We start from the raw sequence: 23679 nt of genomic DNA on the forward strand, positions 1-23679 counted from the left end.
ATAGTCTCTTTACTTTATGCCGAGTCTCTCTGGTGTGAATTTCTTCTGAACATTGACTTTAGTGCTGCGTAAAGTGAAATCGTAATAAATACCCAAATATATCCTGCTGCAAATCCCGCTGCAATATCTGACGGATAATGTACACCCATCACAATCCGGCTGATTCCCATTAGAAAAATCCATATGCCAGCTAATATCGCCGTGATCCATTTTGCAGACTTGGACTTTAATTCGTCAATGATAAAATAGGCCATAACCGCATAGAGGATCATCCCAATCATTGCATGTCCGCTCGGAAAGCTGAGACTCGCCACATCAACCAGATGTTCCTGATCAGGGCGCGGCCTGCCAATAGCCTCTTTAAGCCACTTATTTACTTCATTTCCCGCTGCAACAGCAAAAACAACTGATGCCATCGCTTCATAATTCCTATATTTAAACAAAAGTAACAATAAGAATGCCAATGTGATAATTCCAACACCGGCTTTATCTCCCAAAGTGTCCATAGCTTCAAAAAATGGATGGGTATTTTCTGAAAACAAACCTGTAAAAAATTTCGAAAAATAACGATCAAATTCCAGTGATTCTCCGATATTAACAGAAGCCAAAAAATAGAGAAAAACTGCCGCAGATACAGCCAGGAAAAAGTATGCCCATTTAGATTTATGCGTTTCCAATCTTACTAATACCTCCCATTTAGCATTTTAATTTATAGTATCATCTCTGATTCATTTGTATTATGTTAAGTTTTAAAAAGATTTCCCCCTTTAACCTATTAAAGAATGTTATAATAATGAAAAAATTATAAAGATAGGAGAGGAAATCATGTCCGAAACGTTATTTAAAAAACTGGAAAGCTATTACGATGAAATGGTCTCCATCCGCCGCTATCTTCACCAGAACCCTGAAGTATCCTTTAAGGAAGAAAAGACGGCTCACTATATCAAAACCTATTATGAAAATCTGGGGATTGAAGTCCAGGGGCATATAGGAGGTAATGGGGTTGTTGCTAAGATCTATGGCAGCAAACCAGGAAAAACCATCGCTTTAAGAGCCGACTTTGATGCACTGCCTATCCAAGATGAAAAGGATGTCCCATATAAATCATTGGTACCAGGTGTTATGCATGCTTGCGGACATGATGGACACACAGCAACCTTGCTTGTGCTGGCAAAGGCACTCAATGAACTTCGCGATGAACTAGAAGGTACATATGTCATGATTCACCAGCACGCCGAGGAATATGCCCCAGGCGGCGCGAAATCGATGATCGAAGATGGCTGCCTTGAGGGAGTCGACGCCATTTTTGGAACTCACCTATGGGCATCCGAACCAACAGGGAAAATTCAATATCGAGTCGGTCCATTTATGGCGGCAGCAGACAGGTTTGAAGTTTCCATCCAAGGAAAAGGCGGACATGGAGCACAGCCTCACAAAACAAAGGATGCTATTGTAACTGCGGCTCAGCTGGTCGTGAATCTTCAGCAAATCGTCAGCAGAAAAGTAAATCCCATTGATTCTGCAGTAGTAACAGTTGGATCATTCGTAGCTGATAACGCATTTAATGTAATTGCCGATAGAGCAAAATTGATCGGAACCGTCCGTACATTTAACGAGGACGTCCGCACCAATATCGAAGAGGAAATCGAGCGCATTGTTAAAGGAACATGCTACACAGCAGACAGCTCCTATGACTATCAATTCCATAAAGGCTATCCTGCTGTTATTAATCATAAAACAGAAACCGAATTCCTGGCTGAACTTGCAGGGAAGATTGATGAAGTCAAGTGGGTAGAAGAAACAGAGCCGGATATGGGCGGGGAAGATTTCGCCTACTATCTCCAGCAGGTTAAAGGAACCTTCTTCTTTACAGGTGCAAGACCGGAAAACACAGATGAAAATTACCCGCACCATCATCCAAAGTTTGATATCGATGAAAAAGCCATGCTGATCGCAGCCAAAACATTGGGATCAGCAGCTTTAAACTATCATAGCTTTCATGAAAGCAAGGATTCTGTCGAGGTAGGATCGTAAGAGGTAATATAGATTGGGCCAGGCGACTGGCCCATTTCTTTTGTGGTGTGGACCTTTTTATCAGCGGATTTTATGTTTGGAGCTATTGTCTCAATCAATTTCCCATTTGGCGCATACCGGAATATTTTCAGCGCTTTCCTCAACCGGCTTGGCGCAATTCCTTCGTTTCAGCGCAATTAACTGCTTTTTTGGTGCTCTCTTCTCCTCTTTTGACGCATACCGGAATATTTTCAGCGCATTCCTCAACCGGCTTAGCGCAATTCCTTCGTTTCAGCGCAATTAACTGCTTTTTTGGTGCTTTTTTCACCTCTTTTGACTCATACCGGAATATTTTCAGCGCTTTCCTCAACCGGCTTGGCGCAATTCCTTCGTTTCAGCGCAATTAACTGCTTTTTTGGTCTCTCTTCTCCTCTTTTGACGCATACCTGAATCTCTTCGGCGCAATCCCCGGCCGGGCTAGGCGCAATTCCTTCGTTTCAGCGCAATTAACTGTTTTTTTGGCGCTTTCCTCTCCTCTTTTGACGCATACCCGAATCTCTTCGGTACAATCCCTGGCCAAATTGCGCAATAAACTCACTCGCCCCCATCTAAAATTGCCAAAAAAACCCCAAGCCTAATCAGGTCTCGGGGCAGTCTTTAATATCCTCAGACGATAAGCATTTTTAGCGGTTTCTCCTAAATGGTCAAGCAAATTATAGTTCGCATATGCTCCAACAGCAGCACCTATACCGGGCACCAGCTGGAGCATCTTAACGAAGTCGATATAATCACGGTATTCCTGCTGAAATACCTTCCAGTCCATGTCTGCCAGTGCTTCCTTACGGTCATCCCATTCTTCAATCAGCTTCAGTGTTTCTTTCCTTTTGTCATCGCTGGAAAATGCGAGCTGAAAGACGTGCAGGAGAAACAGGCGCTCTTCATAATCATTTGTATCAAACCCATATACGGCGGCAGCTTCAAAAAGAAATTTCATCTTTATGCTCAGCAGTAAAGGAAAATCTGCCAAGCCAAGGAGAATTCCTCCTGCTCCAGTCCCGGCCCCTTCGACCGCAGCTGTTTTGCGGTAGGTGGAAACCTTCTCTTCAAGCATGTGATCCATTACTTCAAGGCCACGGCTGGCGGAATGTTTTTTTCTGGTGGTTACATTTGATCCAATCAGGGTTGCCTTCACCATATTCTTTATGCTGTCTGTAATAATTTGATGAGCTTTTTCGGGTATTATACTATTTACCTTTGTTTGAGCTTTTTTCGAAAGGCGGTTCAGCATACTGGAACGCTTATTTATTCGTCTCTTCCACTCTTCAATTTCGTGATACGCTTTTAATTCATACTCCCTCATTTTCATACCTGCCTTCATTCAGGATGACTATATATACGTATGCCAGTCAGCAATGGTTTCATTTTATGCCCGGCTGCCCGCCAGCCGTTTCTGAATATAGAAATGGGTATATACATATGCAAATAAAATCCCTAATGCCAAAGACAGCAGTGATGCCATCCATCCGCCATTGGCCAGGACAGCCAGCGATAAGAGGAGTGCCTGAACATATAGGATGCCAGTAAGCAGCTGTTTAAAGGACTTCTCCTTTATGTCCCCTTTAACCGGGTATAAATTCACCCACAGCTTATCCTGGTGATGATTCCATAAAGGCAGGAGCTGAAAGCCTGTTAAGTACATGAAGAGCGGTACAAGCAGTATTTGTCCCATTCCATATGAGATTAAATAAATCGCTCCAGCACCAATAAACGTTAAACGAATGAATATACCGAAGTAATCACCAGAACGGAGAAACGTTCTAACAAAAAGGTTTTTAAAAGTCGCATCCTGTTTGAAAGGAATGCCTGATATCAGCCAATCAAGCCATTTCCGCCTTTTTACGCGATCTTTCAGTTTTGGAACATCTGTAAACATATTGGCAAGCCTATAGAAAGACGTCATTCTCCTCTCTTCCTGGTCAATCAAAATCTCCCATTTTAGTCCTTTATCCCTGGATTTCATGCTGAAGAACAAGTACAGCAGAATCAGCAGCACGCCTGCAGCCAGCATAAAAATGGGGGAAGCACCGCTAAAAAGGAAATATAGAAACACAGCGTTTACTGCATAGCGGACACATGCATCCAGGATATGCACGCTAGTTTCAATGTAATATTGTATCTTCCAGCGGATCAGCAAATTGATAATTTTTAACGACAGCAGGATAAGCAGAAAAGGTAAAAACGTATTAAAACTGCCATCATTCACTCTGGCATACAAGGGCATAAAAATCCCCAGCCCCATTACCAGGATGTATGCATGCACCAAAAAACTGACTGCCAGCGAGCGTCTAAAATAACTTGAGAGCCTATCTTCAAGCGGCAGAAGAAAAATTTTGTCTGCCTCAGAAAAAAATGTATAAATCGGGCTGTATGTAACCAGAAGGGCTAAAATAATTGCCATTACCGCTGCAGCAGGAAAATGACTGGGAAGTGTCTTTATCCACTCCTGATAATAAAAAGCGGCAGTACCCAGAAGGAACACCATGACAATGACAATATGGCCATTAAAAATATAACGGAGATAGCGGGAAAGCTCTTTGACTGTCCTCCCGAATCTCTCCTTCCATAACTGTTTTTCATCAAACATAATCTTCTTCCTTTGTGAGCTGGATATATAAATCATCAAGGGTTGCTCCCGGCATAGCAAATTGCTGCTGCAGCTCTGCTAAAGTTCCCTTCGCCCTCACTTTTCCTTCATGCAAAATCACAAAACGATCACAATATCTTTCAGCAGTTGCCAGTATATGGGTGGACATAAGGATGCCTGAACCGCTTTCTTTCATTTTTTTCATCAAATCAAGAAGTGATTGAATGCCCAGCGGGTCAAGACCTACAAACGGTTCATCAACAATGTATAATGAAGGCTGCACCAGAAAGGCGCACATAATCATTACCTTTTGTTTCATCCCTTTAGAAAAATGGGCAGGAAACCACTTAAGTCTTTTTCCATTCTGAATTCCTTTAGGAGTGTCGCCACTCTTGATTTATAGTCTGCTTCAGGCAGGCCGTATGCCATGGCTGTTAAACGCAAATGTTCTTCCAGTGTTAATTCATCATACAAAATCGGCGTTTCCGGAACAAAGGTGAATTGCTTGCGATACCCTTCCTTATCCTTAAGGAACTGCGTGCCATTGATCGTTATTTCGCCTTCCTTTGGTTCCATTAAACCAATTACATGTTTGATGGTCGTACTTTTTCCGGCTCCGTTAAGACCAATCAGGCCGACAATTTCTTTTTCTGCCACATCAAAGGAGACATCCTTCAAAACCGGGTTTCTTGTATAGCCGCCGGTAACGTTTTTAATTTCGAGCAGCGCCATTTTCAACGTCCTTCCTACTATATATGTAAGACCATTGTAAAAAAAGCCAAAGGATATTGTCCAGTTTGGGGATAATCCCTGCATATAAATCCCGAATCCGGACATTCTAATCTATGAAGGGGAAACAAATCATTTGAACAACATTCAGATGATCAAAACTTGAAATGAGGTGTCTGTCGCAGACAGTTTCCTTTCAGTATAAGCTTCAAACGTTCCTAATAAGGGGATGGTTGCATTGCACATGAAACCTGATGATCTTAAACACTTGATCGCTTCATCAAAAGTGGTCACTAAGTCATTTTATAAATGAGGTGTTTGTTAAAGACTATCATCCATGCTTTATACGCCCGTGAATGCATATAAAGATAATAAGGGGATGGTCCGATTGAACAAAGATCGATTTTCTCTAGATATGAACACAATTCATTCATAAATGAGGTGTTTGTTAAAGAGAATTTACCTGAAGTAGAAACGTTCCAATAGAAGCTTCCCCTTCACCGAAGGCAGGATTCCAAGCGGATCCTGCCTTTTATTTTATTAATAGGACAATGCAATCATCCCTTCTCCGCAATAATATGTTTCACTTTTTTGTTTTTTGGCGGATATGGTAGAATTGTGTAAAAGTATATTTGGTTAGGAGCTGACATAATGAACGATTGTATTTTCTGTAAAATAATCAATGGCGAGATTCCTTCGGCCAAAGTTTTCGAAAACGAGCATGTGATGGCATTTCTGGACATAAGCCAGGTTACTAAAGGGCATACACTTGTTATCCCGAAAGTACATAAAGAAAATTTATATGAAATGGATGCGGAAACAGCCCGCAGCTATTTCGAATCTGTTCCGGAAATTGCAAGAGCCATCAAGGCTGAATTTGATCCAATTGGTTTGAATTTAATTAATAACAATGGTGAACATGCCGGGCAGACCGTTTTCCACTTTCACTCCCACCTTATTCCCCGTTATGGAGAAGGAGATGGCTTAGGTGTTGTGTGGAAATCACACCAATCGGAATATTCAGCCTCAGATCTTAAGGAGATCTCTGAAGCCATAGCAAAACACCTGTAACTCTCGCATCCTCCTGTTTTTGCAGGGGGAATTTTTTACCTCCTTCATCCCCTAATTTTCAAAATGTTCATTTTTTTCTCTGTACAAATCAGTAAATTTTGTTAACATATTAAATATCTTTATTTCTTTACAGCGTTATAGTGAATTGATTTTATATTTTTGGAGGGAGAAAAATGTACCGAGCTCTAAATTTTAATGCAGGTCCCGCGGCCCTGCCGGAAGAGGTATTAAAAGAAGCGGAAAAGAATTTACTGAACTTCAGCAATACCGGAATGGGCATAATGGAACTAAGCCATAGAAGCAAAGAGTATCAGGCAGTACATGATCAGGCAATAACACTTTTGAGAAAACTGCTGGCCATTCCGGATGATTATGAAGTGCTATTTATCCAGGGAGGTGCAAGTCTCCAGTTTTCTATGGTTCCGATGAACCTGCTGGGAAAAGATCAAGAAGCCCATTATATCCTCAGCGGCTCCTGGTCGGAGAAAGCTTTAAAAGAAGCAGATAAAATTGGCAAAACCGTTATTTCTGCCTCCAGCAAGGATCAAAAATACCGCTTCATCCCAGCATACAATCAAAATGACATTCCTGATAATGCTGCCTATCTTCATATTACCAGCAACAATACAATTTACGGCACACAATGGAAAACATTTCCTTCAAATAAAAAAACACCACTTGTAGCTGATATGTCCAGCGATATTTTAAGCCGTCCATTGGGAGTGGAGCAATTTGATTTGATCTATGCAGGCGCCCAGAAAAATCTCGGCCCTTCCGGTGTAACAGTTGTCATTATCCGCAAAGAACTATTACAAAGATCATCAGAAAATCTCCCTGCAATGCTGAATTATAATACGTTTGCCAATAATAACTCTTTATATAACACACCTCCCACTCTGGCTATTTATTTGCTTTCCCTGGTGCTTGAATGGGCGGATAAGAAAGGCGGCCTTCAGCAGATTGAAAAGGCCAATGAAAAGAAGGCGAAAATGCTTTATGATGTAATAGATGAAAGCGAAGGCTTTTACATAGGGCATGCTCATAAAGACAGCAGATCCCTTATGAATGTCACTTTTAATCTTCAAAATGAGGACCTCTCCAGGGAATTTCTGCACCAGGCAAAAGAAGCAGGGTTTGTTGGGCTCGGAGGACACCGTTCTATAGGCGGCTGCCGCGCTTCCATTTATAATGCTGTGCCAGAACAGCATGTTGAAAAACTGGCCGCATTTATGAAAGCCTTTAAGAATAATAGTTAAAAATATAACACCTTTTCATCCCGGGGTTATGTGTTATAATTAGTTAAAGTTTTTCGCTGCAGGCAAAGAGTGCACTGCAGGAGAGACGAACAGAGCCTAGTCAGAGAATAGCAGAGGAGAGATGAGAAATGAATACAAAAAATTTAGTGGCCTTATCCCTATTGGTCGGGATGGGCGCAGTGCTTCATGCAGTGGTTCCAGGGTTCTTTCTTGGGATGAAACCGGACATGATGCTTACCATGATGTTTTTGGGCATAATCCTTTTTCCAGACAGCAAAAGCGTTTTGCTTTTAGGTTTGGTTACAGGCCTGATATCCGGACTTACCACAACTTTTCCTGGAGGATTAATCCCGAATATTATTGATAAGCCTGTTACTGCATTCACCTTTTTTGTTTTGTTCCTGAGTTTAAAGAAATTCCGCAAGAATATTATCAGTGCAGCTGTCTTAACAGCAGCAGGAACAATTGTATCCGGAATTGTGTTTTTAACTTCCGCATACCTGATTGTCGGACTGCCAGGGCCATTCACGGCACTATTTGCAGCAGTTGTACTGCCCGCAGCTGCAGTTAACACGGCTGCAATGGTTATCCTATATCCAGTAGCACAATCAATTGCTAACAGAACAAAGCTGACTCAGCAGACGATCAGCCAGTAATAGACAAAGCCCGCAAAATAAAGCGGGCTTTTTATATTTATATTATTGGAAACTTCCTACAATCATTCCCAGCAGGAACAACAGTGCACCGCCTGCCGCTAAAGCAGCTGCCCTTTTTTTAGAACATACTTCGGAGGATAGACTCCGGGTTTCTTTATAGAAAGAAAAAAATGAATACCTCCTAAAAACAGAACCACACTCAATGCAAAAATTCCAGCCGCCGCTCCGGACAACCTCTCTCCCCTTTCGCTTTATACCCCTCTACTGAATTGTATGTCTGTATACCGGGAGCTATGAGGATGTGGTTTACCCTTCTAATTTTTGTGATATAGATAAGAAACGGGAACTTTTCATTTTCCGCTTTAGAAAAATGAGTAATGTAGTAAAATAGACATATATACAGGATTTTGAGGTGATGGTTATGAAAGCCAAATCGTTATTGCTTGGACTATTAGCTGGCGGCGCTGCAGCCGGCATATCAACCCTATTGACTGCACCTGCTTCAGGAAGGGATACAAGACAGCAGTTAAAAAATACTACAAACACCCTGAAGGAGCAGCTGATCGAATTAAAATCCGAATTGCTCGCCATAAAGGATTCAGCATCATTTGCTTCGAAGGAAGGAAAAACCGCATTTAAGGAATTCTCAAACGACATCAAATATTCCATCAGCAATTGGAAAAACGAAATCCTTCCACATCAGCACAGACTGCAAAGAGAATTGCAGGAAATTGAAGCGGCCATCCATGAACTTGAAACAAATTTAAATAATAAGTGAATAAAAAAATCCTTCTTTTTCTTAAGTAAAAAAGAAGGATTTTTTTATTTTTGACCGAAAACCAATATATTATGAAAATGCTTCAAATTTTTATAAAGCTTTGAACAAGCTCTCATCCCTTGTTCTTAAGCCTTTTATAGAAATATCCAATTATATTTCTAAAAATTTTGTAAATTTATATCTTTATTAATTTTTGTTTTATTGGCATAATGATACTATAAAAAGAAAATGAACTTCTGGCTGTTTGACCAGAAATAATTAATCTTACAAAGTAGGTGAATTTTTGAATGTCGGATAAACCAATTTCTATGAAGGAAGCAATGATCTTCAGCCAGCGAGTGGCACAGCTGAGTAAAGCCCTGTGGAAGTCTATAGAAAAAGATTGGCAGCAATGGATAAAACCCTACGATTTAAATATTAATGAACACCATATTTTATGGATTGCCTATCATTTAAACGGAGCATCGATTTCCGATGTTGCCAAGTTTGGCGTAATGCATGTTTCTACTGCATTCAATTTCTCCAAAAAGCTTGAAGAACGAGGCTTTCTTCAGTTTTCTAAAAAAGAAAGCGATAAAAGAAATACCTATATTAAATTGACTGATGACGGCGAAAAGGTGTTACTAAGTCTTATGGAAACCTATTCACCTGAGAAAAATGCCGTGTTCTCAGGTGCGATGCCATTAAGGGATTTGTATGGGAAATTTCCAGATATCATTGAGATTATGGCGATCGTCCGCAATATATACGGTGACGATTTCATGGAGATTTTTGAAAAGTCTTTTGCTAACCTTGAAAATCAATTTGATGAAGATGAGGGTAAATTAAAGAAAAAAACATCAGCTGAAAAGGAACTTGTTTAAATAGATAAAGTTCCTTCTATCCATATGTAAGCCCTTACAAAGCGAATACATACTATTCGCTTTGTATTTATGAATTCAGTTGCTCATAGTTTCACATTAGTTTCATTATATAAAAAATGTTTTTCGACAAAATGTGTTAGCTTTCCCTATTGATTTTTTTATTTATTCATCGTAAAGTATCTTAAGTAAGTTTGAAAGATTACTATTTTACTCCTTCTGGAGGTATTTTTATGATGAATTGCTGGAAGACGATTAACTTCACGAAGCAATATGGATCGCAAAGGCTTTTTATACTGTCTTCCTTAACCATGCTGGCCACTTTCATATTTACATATGTTCCTGCAACGTATGTATTTGTACCGGGCTCCTTTTACGATAATTATTTTATTTTCTTTGCAGCCGGCTTATGGCTGTTGTATCCTGTGCATAAGCTGCTTCACTATCTGCCTATTGCACACCTTGGAAGTATCGTTAAAAAACAGCTGAAAATTAAATATGGCTTTATGCCAATTCTATATATTCGAATAACGGAGCCTATTTCAAAACGGCTATTCCTGACTGCCACTTTGGCCCCTATGTTTATCATAAACAGCATGCTCCTGGCTGCTTGCTTTATTTTTCCGCATTATGTTCATTATTTAATAATTCTGTTTGCTTTCCATGCAGGCTTATCTTTTTCTGACATTGTGTGCGCCAAAAATGTGCTGACTGCGCCAAATCAATCTTATGTTGAAGAAAATGAAGATGGGTTTGAGATATTGCTTCATTCGAACCAGTAGCATAAACATAAATCCCGGGTATCCTGACAAAGGATACCTTTTACTTACCGGACAGGCAATCTTTAATACTATCTTTTTTTTGTGAACTTTGTTATTGTAAATAACAGACAAAACATGTAAAAGCAATAATATGACTGCCCAAGGAGGGAATCTTGGATGATCTCCATCTTTATTATTTTTGCCGTTTTTATTTTATTTTATATCAACAAGATGACAAATTCGCTTTGTCTCCAAAAAGAGATTCCTGAGGAACGGCAGCCCAAAGTATTCAGAACCATTAACATTCTTATTACCATATTGCTAATCTCTTCTTTTGTAGAAATCTTGTATGCTTAGGATATCCTGAGAGCTCTTAAACATGAGCAAAAGCGGCGGAAATTTTCCGCCGCTTTTTTATATACATTAATTGTAAACATCAAAAGCTTAGCAAAAACAAGCAGCTCCAATGATGATTAACAAAATGAACAGCACGACAACTAACGCAAAACCTCCGCCACATCCATGTCCTCCAGACATATGGTTGCCTCCTCTCAAATTCTGGCACAGGGCCCTCTTTGACTAGACCCTATGCCCATCTTAGATTACAGCCACGCGCATCCTACAATGATTAATAAAATAAACAATACAACGATTAGCGCGAAACCTCCGCCGTATCCAGCACCCATGGATAACACCTCCCCTTCAGGTCGCTACCATATCCTATTCATTTGCCTCTGTGGTCGGATAGGCTTATATCCCGGCTACCCTAATTTTTTTAGGTGTTTGAACCTCCCATCAGAGGGTTCCATGTATCATATGTACAATTGTCCTGAAGGGGATGGGCGAATACCCAGATTTTTATAAAAAACGCTGTGTTTATCGACCAAACATTACTTTCTTCTTTTGTTATTTTTTACATTTATGGTATAGTAGGGATTGTGATAAATGCAGGCTCTGTGAAGGAAATTGCTGTTATTGAGAAGTATAAAAATTCCAGTTCCAGCTCACCAGAGCCGAATTGAAAATTAATTTAGGAGTGTTCAACATGAAAAAATGGATGCTATCCCTCTCCATTGCAGCCGGAGTAATTGGATTAAGTGCATGCAGCAGCACCGGCGGGGAATCAGGAGATGTTGTCGTTGAAACAAAGAGCGGAAACATTACGAAGGACGAGCTTTATGAAGCAATGAAGGAAAAGTACGGCGAACAGGCGCTCCAGGAGCTCATTTATGAAAAAGTTCTTTCTGATAAATACGAAGTAACAGACGAGGAACTTAACGAGAAAATCGACGAATTAAAACAGCAGCTTGGCGCTAACTTCGAGATGGCGCTTATGCAATATGGCTATAAGGATGAAGAAGACCTAAGAGAAACTTTCAAAACAGGCTTGCTTCAGGAAAAAGCTGCTATTAAAGATATTGAAGCAACAGAAAAAGAAGTTAAAGAATACTACGATAACTACAAACCGGAAATTAAAGCACGCCATATCCTTGTAGAGGATGAAAAAACTGCTGACGAAGTAAAGAAAAAGCTGGACGAAGGCGGAAAGTTTGAAGACCTGGCCACAGAATATTCAAAAGACCCAGGATCTGCTGCAAATGGCGGAGATTTAGGCTGGTTCGGCCCAGGTAAAATGGTTCCTGAATTCGAGGAGGCAGCTTATGCCCTTGATGTGAACGAAATCAGCGCTCCTGTTAAATCTGAGCATGGTTTCCACATCATTCAAGTAACAGAGAAAAAAGAGAAAAAATCATTTGATGAAATGAAGAAGGAAATGGAATATCAAGTGAAAGTGTCCAAGCTTGACGGTGACAAAATTCAGCAGGCAATGGATCGTGAATTAAAAGCTGCTGATGTTGATATTAAAGATAAGGAACTAAAAGGAGTTCTTGAAGAACCGGAAGCTGGGGCTGAAGGTGAAGCAGGGACTGAAGAAAAATAATGAATAACGGGGCTCCAGGCTGGAGTCCCGTTTTTTATGTTTTTTAGATGGATTCCAAATCAGCCTGCAGATTGCTGAGTGGATTTCCGCTCTTCTTTTTCCCTTTCAAGACGCTTCATATAAATTTCACCCTCACGTTCAATGCTGTCCTGCTCCACCTTTTTCTCTTCCCTGCCCGTCGTCACCGCCATATATGCACTTACAACGATTCCGGCTGCAACAAAATATACCCAAATTGGAATCATCTGTTTCCCCTCTTTCTTTTCATAATGGTTGTCCATTTACTATAAATGTATGTTAAACCAGGAAAAATATGATAAACAGGAAAAAAGAAAAGCGCAAGCGCCTTGCCCAAGAAGGAACGCAGACTAAGATCGCCACGTCCTTTGGCAACGTCTGCATGACACCTCGAGGGGGTAGGTGCTGGAGCTAGACAGTTATCTAACTTTAGAATTTTATATGGATATCTATAAAAAAGCCACCCTTTCCATTAGGAAGGATGGCGGTTATTATTTATGAAAACTAGGCTTATAGAATGAACGGTTATCCAGAGCAAATACCCGCTCGGAGAACTCTCCTGGTTTCACCCTCTCAAGGGCTCTATCAAGCATGTTCATTTTTGCATCAATGTTATCAATGTAATGAAGAATTTCTGCTTCCTTGATAAGCGGCGGTTTTGGACTGCCCCATTCCGCTTTGCCGTGATGGGATAAAACCATATGCTGAAGGATCATAATCTCTTCACCACTGATTCCCAGCTCCTCAGCAGCTTTTCCAATTTCATTGATCATAATGGTAATATGTCCAAGCAAGTTTCCTTCTATTGTGTAAGATGTTGAAATCGGTCCAGACAGTTCTGTAATCTTTCCTAAATCGTGCAAAATGACTCCAGCGTACAATAAGTCCTTATCCAGGCTTGGATACAAACCGGAAATTGCCTTTGCCAAATCCAGCATGGAAACTACATGATAGGCAAGACCGGATACGAACTCATGATGATTTTTCGTAGCGGCCGGATATTCAAGAAAGTCTTTTTGATGCTTCTTCAATAAATGGCGAGTAACCCTTTGGATATTCGGGTTTTTCATTTCAAATATATATTGAGTGATTTTACTCATCATCTCATCTGTACTTAATGGCGCTGTTTCGAGAAAGTCTGCCAGCTTGACCGGGTCTGTTGGGGACGCCGGCCGAATTTGGCGGATTCTTAGCTGATTGCGTCCACGGTAATTTAAAATATCCCCTGCCACTTTTACAATGGTTTCAGGGCTGTAGTTTTTCGCATCATCATCAGACACATCCCAAAGCTTTGCTTCAATTTCGCCGCTTTGGTCCTGGAAAATTAGGGTCAAAAACGGTTTTCCATTACTTGCAATCCCTTTAGCTGCACTTTTGATTAGCAGAAAAAGCTCGATTTGTTCTCCTACTTCGTAATAAACAATTCCTTTTGACATACGCGCACCGACGCTCCCTTCACGAGGTTGTTTAAAAAGGGCACTATGAACCGGACCAGACAGTCTTTGGCAGCCTCCTTAAACATGCAATTCTATTAAACTAGTATACCACACAGACCCTGCACTCTCCTAAATTAATCATGACTTTTGCTCGCTATAAAAACCCATTCACGTTTTCATGAATGGGTTTTTAATGGTATTTGAAGGTTACAGCAAAAGAAGCAATATTGGAATGAATAACGAAAGGATAATTGCAGAAGTTGTCATGGCTATACACCCCATGGCACCTTCTTCCTCTCCCCACATAAGTGAACGGCTGGCTCCCAGCATCTGTGCTGAAGTGCCCATTGCCAATCCTTTAGCGGCTTTACTATTTATTCCAAGCCACTTCAATAGGTTTGGGCCCAGCATAACGGAAAAAAGACCAGAAAATAGCACAAAGAAAACGGTAAAGGCTGTAGACCCTCCCAAGCCATCAGAGACCGTTAAGGCTACCGGGAGTGTTACTGAACGCGGAATAAGAGATGCAATAATCTCCTGATTAAATTGAAAAACCTGTGACATGATGTAAACCGAAAATATGCCTAAGGAGGTTCCGGCAAAGACTCCTGAGAATATTTTCTTAAGATGTCTTTTCATTAAGGGCCACTCCTTATATAAAGGAACAGCAAAAGAGACAACCGAAAGCTGAAGGAGCAGCTCAAACAGACTGCTTCCTTTTTGATAGACTGTTAGTGGGATGTTGCACAATAGAAGAATGGTAATCAAGAGCGCAGTTCCGGTGTATAAAGGATTTAACCAGCTCTTCTTAAACTTCCTGAAAACTTGCAGGCTTGCGATATAACTGGCAAGAGTCATCAAGATGCACCCTATACTATTGAATAAAACAGAACTCATTTTTGGCGCCTCCTTCTTGTATTCTCATACATTTGAACAGAATACGCTGTGCCCAATAAACAGCAAAAGCTGCTTAGAATCAGGACCAAAAGGAAATGAAAATTTAATAGAGGAATAAAATTGGGAGATAAGAATAATCCAATGACAAAGGGGATAAACAGCAGGGACATGTGTTTAATTTGAAAAGATGCTGCTTTCTCTATCCATTCTAATTTAATTGAATTGGTTACCAATAGGATTAATAACATAAGCATCCCTATGACACTTCCAGGAAGCGGAATATGAAAGAACGCAGCCGCAAAGTTCCCTGCAATCAGAAAAATAGCGAGTAACAATACTTGAATCAGCCAGGGCAAATTTTATTCTCCTTCCTAACCGCTTTTTATCATCTTACTGAATAACAAAAGAAAAAACATGATATTTGTAAGGTTTCTTTACACACTTTTTTAATGTTTATGAGTTTTTGTAAGATTTACTTACCATACATATAAAAAAGCTGCCTGTTAATTAGACAGACAGCTTTTCCTTTGCAACGGATTGTATTTGTTCTTCCTGAAAATGCGGCAGAAGATGCTTATGACAGGTGAAAAATAAAATTTGCCTGCCTGTAAGGTTCTTTAACAGGTTAATCATTCTTTCAGTGCGGACATGATCAAAATTCACGAAGCTATCATCTATAATAATAGGGAAGGGATACTTGCCATAAATCGTCATGGCAAGTGCTAGCCTGAAGGATACGTATATCTGTTCAGCAGTCGCCTGACTCAGTTCTTTTGCTTCAAAAACTGCTCCTGTCTTGCTTTCTATAAGGAACCCGCTTCCTTCTTCTTTAGGAAAAATCCGTACATAGCCTCCATTGGTTAAAAAAGAAAGAAATTGCTCTGCCTTTGCCAGCATTTTTGGCAAACGCTCATTTTTAAAACTGTTTATCGTTCTATCTAATATATCCTTGGCAGCAGCATATTTTGCCCAATCCCTTGCCTCTTCTTCAAACTCAGATTTCAGCAAGGCGAACTTATGAAGGAGTTCCGCATAGGTTCCGCCCTCTTCAAGGATTTGAATTTCATATTTGACCTCTGCAAGTTTTCTCTGCAAACCAGGAATGCTTTCCTGGAGCAGAACAGCTTCTTCACTGACAGCTTGGATCTCTGCTTCTGGTTTTGTTACATTGGAATATTTATTAATTTCTTCCTGTGAAAAAGAGTTAAGATTAATTTGCTTGCGGACCTGTTTAATCTTTTCTTCTAGTTCTGCTAATTTCTGTGCTTCAGCAGCCTTTTCCCTGTACTCTTCGGCTGCATCGGTTCCGGCAAGGGAAAGCTGATGTTCGTAGTCTTTTTGAAAGTGGCTAAGTTCTGCCAGCACTGTGCTGTGTTCTAGCTTTAACTCATGAAGCGCCGCTTCCCTTTCACCCTGCTTAATATGTTTTTCCGTTTCTTCTTTCAGTCTTTTTTTCAATTGATAGCCAATTTCCTGTACACTCCCAGGCTCGCTATCCAATAAGCCTTTTAGTTTATGAAAAGTATGGAGCTTCTCATTGATTCCCTTTTCTGCTGATGCCTTTCTTTCAGCAGTGTATTTCTTTTCCCTATAGAGGACTTTTAACTGTTCAATCATATTAAAAGCTTCACTCAAAAAGGTTTTGGAGATATCATGAGGCAGAAATAGCTGTTTACCCAGCTGCAGCAGTTCATTTTCAAGTTCGGCACATTCATTCTCCCATTTTTCAAATGAGGCAATGACCTTTTCGTATTTTTCATTTGCCTGTTCGAGCTGAAACAGCAATTGGATAAGCTGATTTTGCCGGTCGCTGTCTTTCTTCAGCTGTGCCTCCAGGCTGGCTGCATGCTGAATGTCAGGCTGCTTTAATTTATCAAGCAGTGAGCGTTCTTTTTCATTCAGAGCTTTTATCTCATTTTTAATAAAGCTGTCTTGCCCCTTAGGCTCTTTTTTATTTACAATGGCAAAACAAAAGGCTGCACCTGCAAATCCTGCACCTGCAATCACCCATGATTCGCTAAAGATTCCCCAGCCGAACAAAGCAGCAAAAAGGACTCCCAAAAAAAACAGCTGCCTTTTCTCCTGATATGTTTTTTGCCGTCTTGTTTCCTGTTCCTTTTTTCTGCTCTTTGAAGGAACTGAAGTCTTTCCTGTGTATCCTGCAGTTCTTTTTCGATATTATGCCTATCTGCAGTGAAGCTTAATGTTTCCTTAATGGCTGAAAGTTCCTCTTCATTAAGAAGCTGTTCTTTCAATTCGCCAATTTTTCGTTCCGTGTTCTCCAGCACTGACTTTTCATCGTTAAATCGATCATCCAATTCCTGTTTCATTGCTTGAAGACGGTTACGGCGATTTTGCGCATTTTTAACCTTTTCCATCATAAAAACACTCGTATCAACTTGTTCAAGCTGCTGTTCGTCAATTTGAAGATGAAGTCTTTCCTGAAGGTTTAAAATTTCTTCTGTAATATTTTCCAGCTTAATTGATAATTCTTTTTCTTCTTGGTTTAACTTTTCCAAAAACGGCAGCCCCTCTACCGCTGCATTGATGGAATGCTCATGCTTAAGGAGAAAATGATCTGGCTGATTATTTTCCAGCTCTTGTTCCAGGAGGATTATTCTCGATTCCAGACTAGCTCTGCGCCCTTCCAGGGGCTGAATCACACTTTCAAGTTTCTCCAAAAGAGAAAGCCCATTTGCCGGGAAGGAAATGTGTGCAAATTTTTCCCGTTCTTTAATCAGCTCTTGCTCCTCTGCTATTAATGGATATAAGTCCTGCCATTCTTTTAAACGGAAAAGCTCCTGCTGAGCATGGTCCAGCCTCTGATGCAATCTGTTTAAATCGTTTTCAAGATTTTCTTTTTCACGAAGCAACGTCCAATACTGCTCATTATTTTGCTCCGCTTTTTTCAGATCCTGATGCAGCTGCTTCATCTCTTTTAGCTTTACATTCAGAGAAGGCTTTTTCCGTTTGGCTTAAAGCGGCTTTCCAATTCCTTTTGAAGTATATTTTCCGCAGAAACCAGATGATCCGTTCCCAGTGAACCTGCTGAAAACAAATACCTCCCCAATTCTTCACCCTTCATTTGATTTACATTTTGCAGCCCATGAATATTAAAGGAGAAAATAGATTGATACAGCCCTTTATCAATGTGATGAAGGAGATCGTTTAAAAGCTCTTCCCCTCCCTTTGTTCCATCTTCAAGCAAGACACTCACATCTCCGGATGCTTTTCCTTTAACACGCTCTATGACCGCCTTCCCTTTATCAGGAAAAATTGCGGTAAGCCTGCCGCCATATTTTGCTCCTTCCTTGGGCTCATACCTTAATTCCGATTGGACCTTTGCTGGAAAGCCAAAAAGAATACTATGTATAAAAGACATGATGGTAGATTTACCTGCCTCATTTTCCCCGTAGATCACCTGCAATGATTGAATACCGGTTAGCATAAAGTCAGTAAGCTTTCCATATCCGTAAATATGTATATCTGTAATTTTCAAAGTTCCACCTCCATTCAATGTCCTTAAGCTTTGTGTAGAAGATCCACAAGCAGTGCTTCGGCTTCCTCTGCGATTCTTTGCTTGTCATCCTTAGTGAGCTCACCCAAAAATCTTCTTGCCAGGGGATGTGCATACAAGATCAGGGCACTTTCACTGCCCTCTGCAAAATGACCCGCAGTTTTAAAAAGCTCACTGAAAAAATCCGATTCATGTGCCAGCTTTTCTTTATTCCACATCCTTTTTTCATTCACGGCTAGGCCGGAAATCCATACAAAAGACTCCTCTCCTGCCTCTTCCTCCTGCAAAGATTCGAGCAGCTCACCATTCGTTATGCTTCTTAATTCGTGATCCGACAAGCCTACTTCGTTGAGTGTCAGATTTATAATTGTTCCCTTTCTGTTTTGGCGCTTTTCTTCAATCAAACTTAAGCAAAGCTCATAAATCTCCTGATAGCTTTCCGATTTTGAAGCATCTATTTCTGCATTCTCCCATATAACAGGAGCTGCCTCCAGAAACTCCGTCTTTGCACCAGAACTATCCAGCTCAACTAAATAGCATCCTTTGGGACCAGTTTCTTTCCGGTTCCTTCCCTGTATATTACCAGGGTAAATGACGGGTGGCTGGGTGATTAAGATTTCTCGTTTATGTATATGTCCGAGAGCCCAATAATCAAAGTCCTTTTCAAGCAAATCATTTATTCGGAATGGGGCATATTGAGCGTGATCACTGCTGCCTTCAAAAGAACCGTGAAGGATTCCAATATGCAGATCAGCTCCATTTTCCCTGCTATATTGATCGATCATCCGTTCCGCCACATGTCTTTTAGGGTAGCTGAAACCATAAAGGTGAACGGATGTACCATTTTCAGCAATATGCTTTGCCACTTCGACTTCATGGGAAAAGATATGGACATTCTCCGGCAATGGCAAGTGTGCCCATCTCCCATCCATATGATCATGATTTCCATGGACCGCATATACAGCAATCCCGCATTCAGCCAGCCGCTCCATCTCTTTCCGAAAACGTGTTTGTGCCCTTATACTTCTGTCTTCACCATCAAACAAATCTCCGGCTAAAATGATAAAGTCTACATTATGGAAAATGGCTGAATCAACTATTTTCGTAAATGCTTCAAAAGTACTTTCCTGGAGCTTTTTAAAAATGGATGGGGGCAAATGCTTCAGTCCAGACATTGGACTATCCAGGTGCAAATCAGCTGCATGAATAAACGTAACCCTTTTCATGTTAACTTCCTTTCATTCCTTTTCTCTCATTTTACCTCATCCAAAAAGCGAATGCACGTTCCTATTCGAAATTAATTTGCTATATGTGCCGTCTGAAAATTTTCCTGAAGTTTGTTTTAGACCGGGAAGCTTGTGCATAAAAATGTACAAGAACTCTTTCCTCGAGGACAGGTTTGCAGCCTCAAGGAAAATATAAAGGGCGGAGTGGTATATTGGGAATTGGAATATATTTAAGTTATGTGTTTCTCGGACTATCTTTGGCAGCTCCAATCGGGCCGGTAAATGCTGTCAGGCTTGAAAAGGGGATAAAAAATGGATTTTGGCATGCCTGGATTGTTGGAGTTGGCTCCATGTTTGCTGATGCCTTTTATATGCTTGTTGTATACCTTGGGCTTGTCCATTTTTTGGACACCCCTATCGTTCAGATCTTCCTGTGGCTTTTTGGAGGATTTATACTCTTATATACAGGGATCGAGAGCATTGCAAATGCCAATAAAATTTCCCTGAGCTATGTGCGAAGCCGGGATTCATTGTTTAAATGCTTTTTTTCCGGATTTATTATGTCCATATCCAGTCCTCTTTCCATTTTGTTCTGGCTGGGTATCTACGGATCAGTTCTTGCAAAAACAGCAGCATCCTATGGAAAAACAGAGCTCTTTTTATACAGTACAATGATTTTTCTGGGTCTCATGCTCTGGGATTTGTTTGTAGCTGGACTGACCACAGGGTTTCGCCGATTCCTTACTTCAAAAGGAATTATCGTCATCTCGATTCTTTCAGGAATATCGCTGATTGGATTTGGGCTTTATTTTGCATTCGAAGGATTAAAGGCATTGTTTGCATAAGAAAACCCTATTGAAAAAAGCTCCGTTTCTAAAATACGGAGCTTTTTTCAATAGGGCCTATTCTTATAGATAGTAATTTTTCTTATAAATTCTGTCCGTTGATTTCCAATGCAGGCACTTGCTTTCCCTGGGGCGTGAGGTGAGCTTCCTCGACACTCTGTGTCTGCGGAGGCTCACCTGATCCGCTGCTTCCTCATGACATTGAATAATCTTCCCAGAATCGGCGGCTCACAAAGAAAATGCGTATGCATTTTCGAGGATCAAGCGCCGTCCGCTCCAACCAACTCAGTGGTTAAACTAAATTAACCGTCTTCAAGACATAAACTTTGATAAACAGCCTGTTTATTCGTTTTTAGTAAGCTGTAATGCTTTTTTGATATCTTTAAAGGAATTTGACTTCCCATACATCAATACTCCGCCCCTGTAGACTCTCGCTCCGAAGACAGCCAGTACTATTATGGCAGCCAGCAGGATCACGATCCCGAGAATTGGCTCCCATACAGGCAGTGACAGCATCCCCACTCTCATGAACATGAGCATTGGAGTGAAGAATGGAATATAAGAGGTGATTGTTACAAAAGGTGCTTCCGGCTGGCCTAAGCCAAACATAGCAATCATAAAGCCTGCTACAACCATCATGGTCATTGGAGTAATCATCTGCTGGATATCTTCAATCCTGCTTACCAGCGAACCAAGAAAAGCAGCCAGTGTGGCATAAAGGAAATATCCAAGAATGAAAAAGATGATTGCATAAGCGATGGTCGAAGCCGGAATGTTTCCAAAGCCAAAGAATTCAAAAAAACCGCCTTCCATCGTATCAAGATTTTGTTTGACTGAAAAATAGCCTACTAATAGAATAAGTGCCATCTGTGTCAGGCTAAGCAGCCCAATCCCCAATATTTTCGCGAACATCTGCTTGATTGGAGAAACACTGGATATTAAGATTTCCATGACACGGGAAGACTTTTCTGTTGCTACTTCCATGGCAATCATATTGGCATACAAGATTACAGCAAAATAAATGATAAATAATAGAACATAAACAAGCCCTCTTGCCTGATTCAATTCTTCTTCTGTTTTGGCGTTTTCTTCAAGAGCGGTCTTATCAAAAGGTACCGGCTCATATAGCTTGCTTAATTGCTCTGGACTAAGATTAATTTGAGTGGCAGCCATTTGTGTTTTCAGCTGCTGCAGCCCGCCCTGCAATTCGGATGGGATGGCTGAATCGGCTATACTTCTGGCTTTATAGGCCGCTTCAGGGAGCTCATCTGTGCTAAAGGATAACAGCAAAAGCCCTTTATAATCTCCATCTTTAACAGCAGTTTCCCCTTCTGCCTCAGACCCTTTGTATTCAATTAAAGTTATCTTGTTATTTAGGGCATCCATTTGTTCCTGAAGAGGAGTTAACAGCACACCAGTCTCATCGATCACTGCAACTCTTTCTTCATCATCCTTATTAAAATAATCAATAATACCTGATAAATTGGCAAGCCCTGCAACAATCACCACAGTAATGAGTGTCGTTGCAATAAAAGACTTGGTCTTCAGCTTGCTTAAATAAGTATGAAGAAGGATCGTCATAAAATTATTCATAGGAAGCACCAGCCTTTTCTATAAAAATATCATTCAGGGACGGCTCTTCCAGTACAAATTTACGGACAAAACCCTTCTCTGCAACCTCCCTGAAAATGTCTTCAGCTGCTTCTTCTCCGGAAATCTGCAGCTGAATTCCCTCAGCTGTCTGCCTGGCTTTCACCACTCCCCTGCTATCCGCCAAAAAGCTTAAATCATAGTCTGCGTGGATAACAAGATTCTTCCTTCCAAATGAACGTTTAATTTCTTTTAGAGACCCGTGCACAACAGGCCGTCCTTTTTGCATGATGCATAAATGCTCACAAAGTTCTTCTACATGTTCCATCCTATGGGAGGAAAAAACAATCGTTGTGCCGCTATCCTTCAAATCCAGCACAGCATCCTTCAGCTGTTCTACATTAACCGGATCCAGCCCGCTGAATGGTTCATCCAATATTAATAGCTTAGGCTTATGTATAACTGCAGTAATAAACTGGATTTTTTGCTGGTTGCCTTTTGATAGCTCTTCAATTTTTTTATTGGCATATTCGGGAACCTTAAAGCGCTCAAGCCAATATGTTAATTCCCTTAAACAGTCTTGCTTTGCCATCCCCCTCAGCTTAGCTAAATAGACTACCTGATCCTTGACCTTTAGCTTTGGATATAGGCCTCTTTCTTCGGGAAGGTAGCCTATCAGCGGACTAGTTGAATAATCAATTGGATTTCCATTCCACGTAATCTTTCCCCGCTGGGATCCAATAGCCCCAATATCATTCGGAAGGTAGTCGTTTTACCGGCGCCATTCGCCCCCAGAAACCCAAACATCTCACTTTCGGGAATAGTTAGAGATAAATCATCAACTGCAGTAAACTTGCCAAAACGCTTTGTTACATGTTCAAGCTCTAAAGCCATATCGAACTCCTCCTTTGCCTAATAGGTAATACGGCCATAACATAAAAAAAGGTTCACTATTTTTAAAAATTTAGCATTTTAATTTACGGCATTTCTTTTAAAAAATATTTTGCACATTTATAAAAATTATGCAAGAATAATAGTAACTATCTGAATTTTATAATAAAGGAGTATCTTATTATGAAAACATACAAGCTAACTGCATTTGAACAGGATGGAGAAAAGATATTGGATGAAGCATTTCAGGCAGCTACAGATGACGAAGCTAAAAGTGTGGGAGAAAACCTCCTTAAGGAAAAAGGTTTGGATGAAAAAACGCACCGCTGCACCTCACCGGCCGGCAAGCTGATTTTGTTTCATAGATAACAAGAAAAAACGGAAGCGCCTTGTCCGCCCCTGCACCTCGAGGGGTAGGCGCTTCTCCTAAAAGCTAAAGCTATTAGCCGTGAGAGATTGATGCTGTCAAAGCGCTCCTTTTGGAGCAGGACAGCTTAGATAGTTCACCGATGTGCATTCAGATTAGAAAAAAAGCAAAGGGCTCAGCTC

At 40.7% G+C, this 23679-nt stretch carries 27 protein-coding genes and 2 pseudogenes; 11 read left to right on the forward strand and 18 right to left on the reverse strand.

Annotated features, from left to right (window positions below):
• Nucleotides 1-14: 14 nt before the first annotated feature.
• Entirely contained in the window at nucleotides 15-677 is a 663-nt protein-coding gene (locus M5V91_RS14890) for a phosphatase PAP2 family protein (protein WP_251174435.1), read from the reverse strand.
• A gap of 148 nt (nucleotides 678-825) precedes the next feature.
• Between M5V91_RS14890 and M5V91_RS14895 the strand changes: the two genes are divergently transcribed.
• Nucleotides 826-2034: a M20 family metallopeptidase gene (locus tag M5V91_RS14895; protein ID WP_071157574.1), complete on the forward strand. Its 1209-nt coding sequence runs from the start codon at nucleotides 826-828 to the stop codon at nucleotides 2032-2034.
• Between the two features lie 139 nt (nucleotides 2035-2173).
• Here M5V91_RS14895 and M5V91_RS14900 read toward each other — a convergent pair whose 3' ends face one another.
• From M5V91_RS14900 to M5V91_RS14915, 4 genes and pseudogenes are all read right to left on the reverse strand, one after another.
• Nucleotides 2174-2341, reverse strand: a complete 168-nt coding sequence (locus tag M5V91_RS14900) for a hypothetical protein (RefSeq protein WP_251174437.1) — start codon at nucleotides 2339-2341, stop codon at nucleotides 2174-2176.
• Between the two features lie 306 nt (nucleotides 2342-2647).
• A complete protein-coding gene (locus M5V91_RS14905; RefSeq protein ID WP_251174438.1) occupies nucleotides 2648-3373 on the reverse strand; it encodes an EcsC family protein in 726 nt (241 codons plus the stop codon).
• A gap of 63 nt (nucleotides 3374-3436) precedes the next feature.
• Nucleotides 3437-4657: an ABC transporter permease gene (locus M5V91_RS14910; RefSeq protein ID WP_192908325.1), complete on the reverse strand. Its 1221-nt coding sequence runs from the start codon at nucleotides 4655-4657 to the stop codon at nucleotides 3437-3439.
• Nucleotides 4650-5389: pseudogene (locus M5V91_RS14915) on the reverse strand (ABC transporter ATP-binding protein). Before M5V91_RS14915 ends, M5V91_RS14910 begins: the two are co-directional and overlap by 8 nt.
• A gap of 648 nt (nucleotides 5390-6037) precedes the next feature.
• Here M5V91_RS14915 and M5V91_RS14920 point away from each other — a divergent pair.
• From M5V91_RS14920 to M5V91_RS14930, 3 genes are all read left to right on the forward strand, one after another.
• Entirely contained in the window at nucleotides 6038-6457 is a 420-nt protein-coding gene (locus tag M5V91_RS14920; RefSeq protein ID WP_009331425.1) for an HIT family protein, read from the forward strand.
• 173 nt (nucleotides 6458-6630) lie between these two features.
• Nucleotides 6631-7713, forward strand: coding sequence for a 3-phosphoserine/phosphohydroxythreonine transaminase (serC, locus tag M5V91_RS14925; protein WP_009331426.1), 1083 nt, complete (start codon nucleotides 6631-6633; stop codon nucleotides 7711-7713).
• Between the two features lie 128 nt (nucleotides 7714-7841).
• Nucleotides 7842-8369 carry a tryptophan transporter gene (locus tag M5V91_RS14930; RefSeq protein ID WP_009331427.1) on the forward strand — a complete coding sequence of 176 codons (528 nt, stop codon included), beginning with the start codon at nucleotides 7842-7844 and terminating at the stop codon, nucleotides 8367-8369.
• Between the two features lie 98 nt (nucleotides 8370-8467).
• Here M5V91_RS14930 and yhzF read toward each other — a convergent pair whose 3' ends face one another.
• Entirely contained in the window at nucleotides 8468-8566 is a 99-nt protein-coding gene (gene yhzF / locus M5V91_RS31130; protein ID WP_500797327.1) for a membrane protein YhzF, read from the reverse strand.
• A gap of 224 nt (nucleotides 8567-8790) precedes the next feature.
• On the opposite strand from yhzF, the gene M5V91_RS14935 reads away from it, so the two are divergent.
• The 4 genes from M5V91_RS14935 (at nucleotide 8791) to M5V91_RS14950 (ending at nucleotide 11125) form a co-directional block, all read left to right on the forward strand.
• A complete protein-coding gene (locus M5V91_RS14935; RefSeq protein ID WP_009331429.1) occupies nucleotides 8791-9147 on the forward strand; it encodes a YtxH domain-containing protein in 357 nt (118 codons plus the stop codon).
• Between the two features lie 287 nt (nucleotides 9148-9434).
• Nucleotides 9435-10010 carry an HTH-type transcriptional regulator Hpr gene (locus M5V91_RS14940; protein ID WP_009331430.1) on the forward strand — a complete coding sequence of 192 codons (576 nt, stop codon included), beginning with the start codon at nucleotides 9435-9437 and terminating at the stop codon, nucleotides 10008-10010.
• A gap of 230 nt (nucleotides 10011-10240) precedes the next feature.
• Nucleotides 10241-10789 (forward strand): DUF3267 domain-containing protein, encoded by a 549-nt coding sequence (locus M5V91_RS14945; RefSeq protein WP_009331431.1) that lies wholly within the window; start codon nucleotides 10241-10243, stop codon nucleotides 10787-10789.
• 156 nt (nucleotides 10790-10945) lie between these two features.
• Nucleotides 10946-11125, forward strand: a complete 180-nt coding sequence (locus M5V91_RS14950) for a hypothetical protein (RefSeq protein ID WP_009331432.1) — start codon at nucleotides 10946-10948, stop codon at nucleotides 11123-11125.
• Nucleotides 11126-11212: 87 nt separating this feature from the next.
• Here M5V91_RS14950 and M5V91_RS14955 read toward each other — a convergent pair whose 3' ends face one another.
• Nucleotides 11213-11305 (reverse strand): YjcZ family sporulation protein, encoded by a 93-nt coding sequence (locus M5V91_RS14955; RefSeq protein WP_019381425.1) that lies wholly within the window; start codon nucleotides 11303-11305, stop codon nucleotides 11213-11215.
• A 65-nt stretch (nucleotides 11306-11370) separates the two neighbouring features.
• Complete coding sequence (locus M5V91_RS14960) at nucleotides 11371-11454, reverse strand: YjcZ family sporulation protein (protein ID WP_019381424.1); 84 nt, start codon at nucleotides 11452-11454, stop codon at nucleotides 11371-11373.
• A gap of 359 nt (nucleotides 11455-11813) precedes the next feature.
• Between M5V91_RS14960 and M5V91_RS14965 the strand changes: the two genes are divergently transcribed.
• Nucleotides 11814-12710, forward strand: coding sequence for a peptidylprolyl isomerase (locus M5V91_RS14965; RefSeq protein ID WP_009331433.1), 897 nt, complete (start codon nucleotides 11814-11816; stop codon nucleotides 12708-12710).
• 59 nt (nucleotides 12711-12769) lie between these two features.
• On the opposite strand, the gene M5V91_RS14970 is transcribed toward M5V91_RS14965, so the two are convergent.
• From M5V91_RS14970 to M5V91_RS15005, 8 genes are all read right to left on the reverse strand, one after another.
• Nucleotides 12770-12955: a sporulation YhaL family protein gene (locus tag M5V91_RS14970; protein ID WP_009331434.1), complete on the reverse strand. Its 186-nt coding sequence runs from the start codon at nucleotides 12953-12955 to the stop codon at nucleotides 12770-12772.
• A gap of 264 nt (nucleotides 12956-13219) precedes the next feature.
• Nucleotides 13220-14164, reverse strand: a complete 945-nt coding sequence (gene yhaM / locus M5V91_RS14975; RefSeq protein ID WP_019381421.1) for a 3'-5' exoribonuclease YhaM — start codon at nucleotides 14162-14164, stop codon at nucleotides 13220-13222.
• Nucleotides 14165-14371: 207 nt separating this feature from the next.
• Nucleotides 14372-15061, reverse strand: coding sequence for an LrgB family protein (locus M5V91_RS14980; RefSeq protein WP_009331436.1), 690 nt, complete (start codon nucleotides 15059-15061; stop codon nucleotides 14372-14374).
• Nucleotides 15058-15315, reverse strand: a complete 258-nt coding sequence (locus M5V91_RS14985) for a CidA/LrgA family protein (protein WP_232292469.1) — start codon at nucleotides 15313-15315, stop codon at nucleotides 15058-15060. Before M5V91_RS14985 ends, M5V91_RS14980 begins: the two co-directional genes overlap by 4 nt.
• A gap of 253 nt (nucleotides 15316-15568) precedes the next feature.
• On the reverse strand, nucleotides 15569-17122 hold the full coding sequence (locus M5V91_RS14990; RefSeq protein WP_284521327.1) for an ATP-binding protein: 1554 nt from the start codon (nucleotides 17120-17122) through the stop codon (nucleotides 15569-15571).
• A complete protein-coding gene (locus M5V91_RS14995; RefSeq protein WP_284521328.1) occupies nucleotides 17065-17994 on the reverse strand; it encodes a coiled-coil domain-containing protein in 930 nt (309 codons plus the stop codon). The genes M5V91_RS14990 and M5V91_RS14995 overlap by 58 nt, the downstream gene beginning before the upstream one ends.
• 17 nt (nucleotides 17995-18011) lie before the next feature.
• Nucleotides 18012-18560, reverse strand: a complete 549-nt coding sequence (locus M5V91_RS15000; protein WP_284521329.1) for an AAA family ATPase — start codon at nucleotides 18558-18560, stop codon at nucleotides 18012-18014.
• 23 nt (nucleotides 18561-18583) lie between these two features.
• Nucleotides 18584-19804, reverse strand: a complete 1221-nt coding sequence (locus M5V91_RS15005) for a metallophosphoesterase family protein (protein WP_251174440.1) — start codon at nucleotides 19802-19804, stop codon at nucleotides 18584-18586.
• Between the two features lie 212 nt (nucleotides 19805-20016).
• Here M5V91_RS15005 and M5V91_RS15010 point away from each other — a divergent pair, with 212 nt between their 5' ends.
• A complete protein-coding gene (locus M5V91_RS15010; RefSeq protein WP_009331440.1) occupies nucleotides 20017-20649 on the forward strand; it encodes a LysE family transporter in 633 nt (210 codons plus the stop codon).
• A gap of 342 nt (nucleotides 20650-20991) precedes the next feature.
• Here M5V91_RS15010 and M5V91_RS15015 read toward each other — a convergent pair whose 3' ends face one another.
• Together M5V91_RS15015 and M5V91_RS15020 are read right to left on the reverse strand one after the other, a co-directional pair.
• Nucleotides 20992-22242 carry an ABC transporter permease gene (locus tag M5V91_RS15015; RefSeq protein ID WP_019381418.1) on the reverse strand — a complete coding sequence of 417 codons (1251 nt, stop codon included), beginning with the start codon at nucleotides 22240-22242 and terminating at the stop codon, nucleotides 20992-20994.
• A pseudogene (locus M5V91_RS15020) lies at nucleotides 22235-23133 on the reverse strand (ABC transporter ATP-binding protein). The gene M5V91_RS15015 and the pseudogene M5V91_RS15020 overlap by 8 nt, the downstream one beginning before the upstream one ends.
• A 180-nt stretch (nucleotides 23134-23313) precedes the next feature.
• Here M5V91_RS15020 and M5V91_RS15025 point away from each other — a divergent pair.
• Nucleotides 23314-23499, forward strand: coding sequence for a YhzD family protein (locus M5V91_RS15025; RefSeq protein WP_009331443.1), 186 nt, complete (start codon nucleotides 23314-23316; stop codon nucleotides 23497-23499).
• Nucleotides 23500-23679 lie beyond the last annotated feature (180 nt).

The organism is Cytobacillus pseudoceanisediminis, from assembly GCF_023516215.1.
Classification (GTDB): Bacteria; Bacillota; Bacilli; order Bacillales; family Cytobacillaceae; genus Cytobacillus; species Cytobacillus pseudoceanisediminis.

Coding starts and splice junctions, on each gene's coding strand:
- M5V91_RS14895 (WP_071157574.1), top strand. CDS start 826: ATGTCCGAAACGTTATTTAAAAAACTGGAAAGCTATTACGATGAAATG.
- M5V91_RS14905 (WP_251174438.1), bottom strand. CDS start 3,373: ATGAGGGAGTATGAATTAAAAGCGTATCACGAAATTGAAGAGTGGAAG.
- M5V91_RS14910 (WP_192908325.1), bottom strand. CDS start 4,657: ATGTTTGATGAAAAACAGTTATGGAAGGAGAGATTCGGGAGGACAGTC.
- M5V91_RS14920 (WP_009331425.1), top strand. CDS start 6,038: ATGAACGATTGTATTTTCTGTAAAATAATCAATGGCGAGATTCCTTCG.
- serC (WP_009331426.1), top strand. CDS start 6,631: ATGTACCGAGCTCTAAATTTTAATGCAGGTCCCGCGGCCCTGCCGGAA.
- M5V91_RS14930 (WP_009331427.1), top strand. CDS start 7,842: ATGAATACAAAAAATTTAGTGGCCTTATCCCTATTGGTCGGGATGGGC.
- M5V91_RS14935 (WP_009331429.1), top strand. CDS start 8,791: ATGAAAGCCAAATCGTTATTGCTTGGACTATTAGCTGGCGGCGCTGCA.
- M5V91_RS14940 (WP_009331430.1), top strand. CDS start 9,435: ATGTCGGATAAACCAATTTCTATGAAGGAAGCAATGATCTTCAGCCAG.
- M5V91_RS14945 (WP_009331431.1), top strand. CDS start 10,241: ATGATGAATTGCTGGAAGACGATTAACTTCACGAAGCAATATGGATCG.
- M5V91_RS14950 (WP_009331432.1), top strand. CDS start 10,946: ATGATCTCCATCTTTATTATTTTTGCCGTTTTTATTTTATTTTATATC.
- M5V91_RS14955 (WP_019381425.1), bottom strand. CDS start 11,305: ATGTCTGGAGGACATGGATGTGGCGGAGGTTTTGCGTTAGTTGTCGTG.
- M5V91_RS14960 (WP_019381424.1), bottom strand. CDS start 11,454: ATGGGTGCTGGATACGGCGGAGGTTTCGCGCTAATCGTTGTATTGTTT.
- M5V91_RS14965 (WP_009331433.1), top strand. CDS start 11,814: ATGAAAAAATGGATGCTATCCCTCTCCATTGCAGCCGGAGTAATTGGA.
- M5V91_RS14970 (WP_009331434.1), bottom strand. CDS start 12,955: ATGATTCCAATTTGGGTATATTTTGTTGCAGCCGGAATCGTTGTAAGT.
- yhaM (WP_019381421.1), bottom strand. CDS start 14,164: ATGTCAAAAGGAATTGTTTATTACGAAGTAGGAGAACAAATCGAGCTT.
- M5V91_RS14980 (WP_009331436.1), bottom strand. CDS start 15,061: ATGAGTTCTGTTTTATTCAATAGTATAGGGTGCATCTTGATGACTCTT.
- M5V91_RS14985 (WP_232292469.1), bottom strand. CDS start 15,315: ATGCTTATGTTATTAATCCTATTGGTAACCAATTCAATTAAATTAGAA.
- M5V91_RS14995 (WP_284521328.1), bottom strand. CDS start 17,994: ATGAAGCAGCTGCATCAGGATCTGAAAAAAGCGGAGCAAAATAATGAG.
- M5V91_RS15005 (WP_251174440.1), bottom strand. CDS start 19,804: ATGAAAAGGGTTACGTTTATTCATGCAGCTGATTTGCACCTGGATAGT.
- M5V91_RS15015 (WP_019381418.1), bottom strand. CDS start 22,242: ATGAATAATTTTATGACGATCCTTCTTCATACTTATTTAAGCAAGCTG.
- M5V91_RS15025 (WP_009331443.1), top strand. CDS start 23,314: ATGAAAACATACAAGCTAACTGCATTTGAACAGGATGGAGAAAAGATA.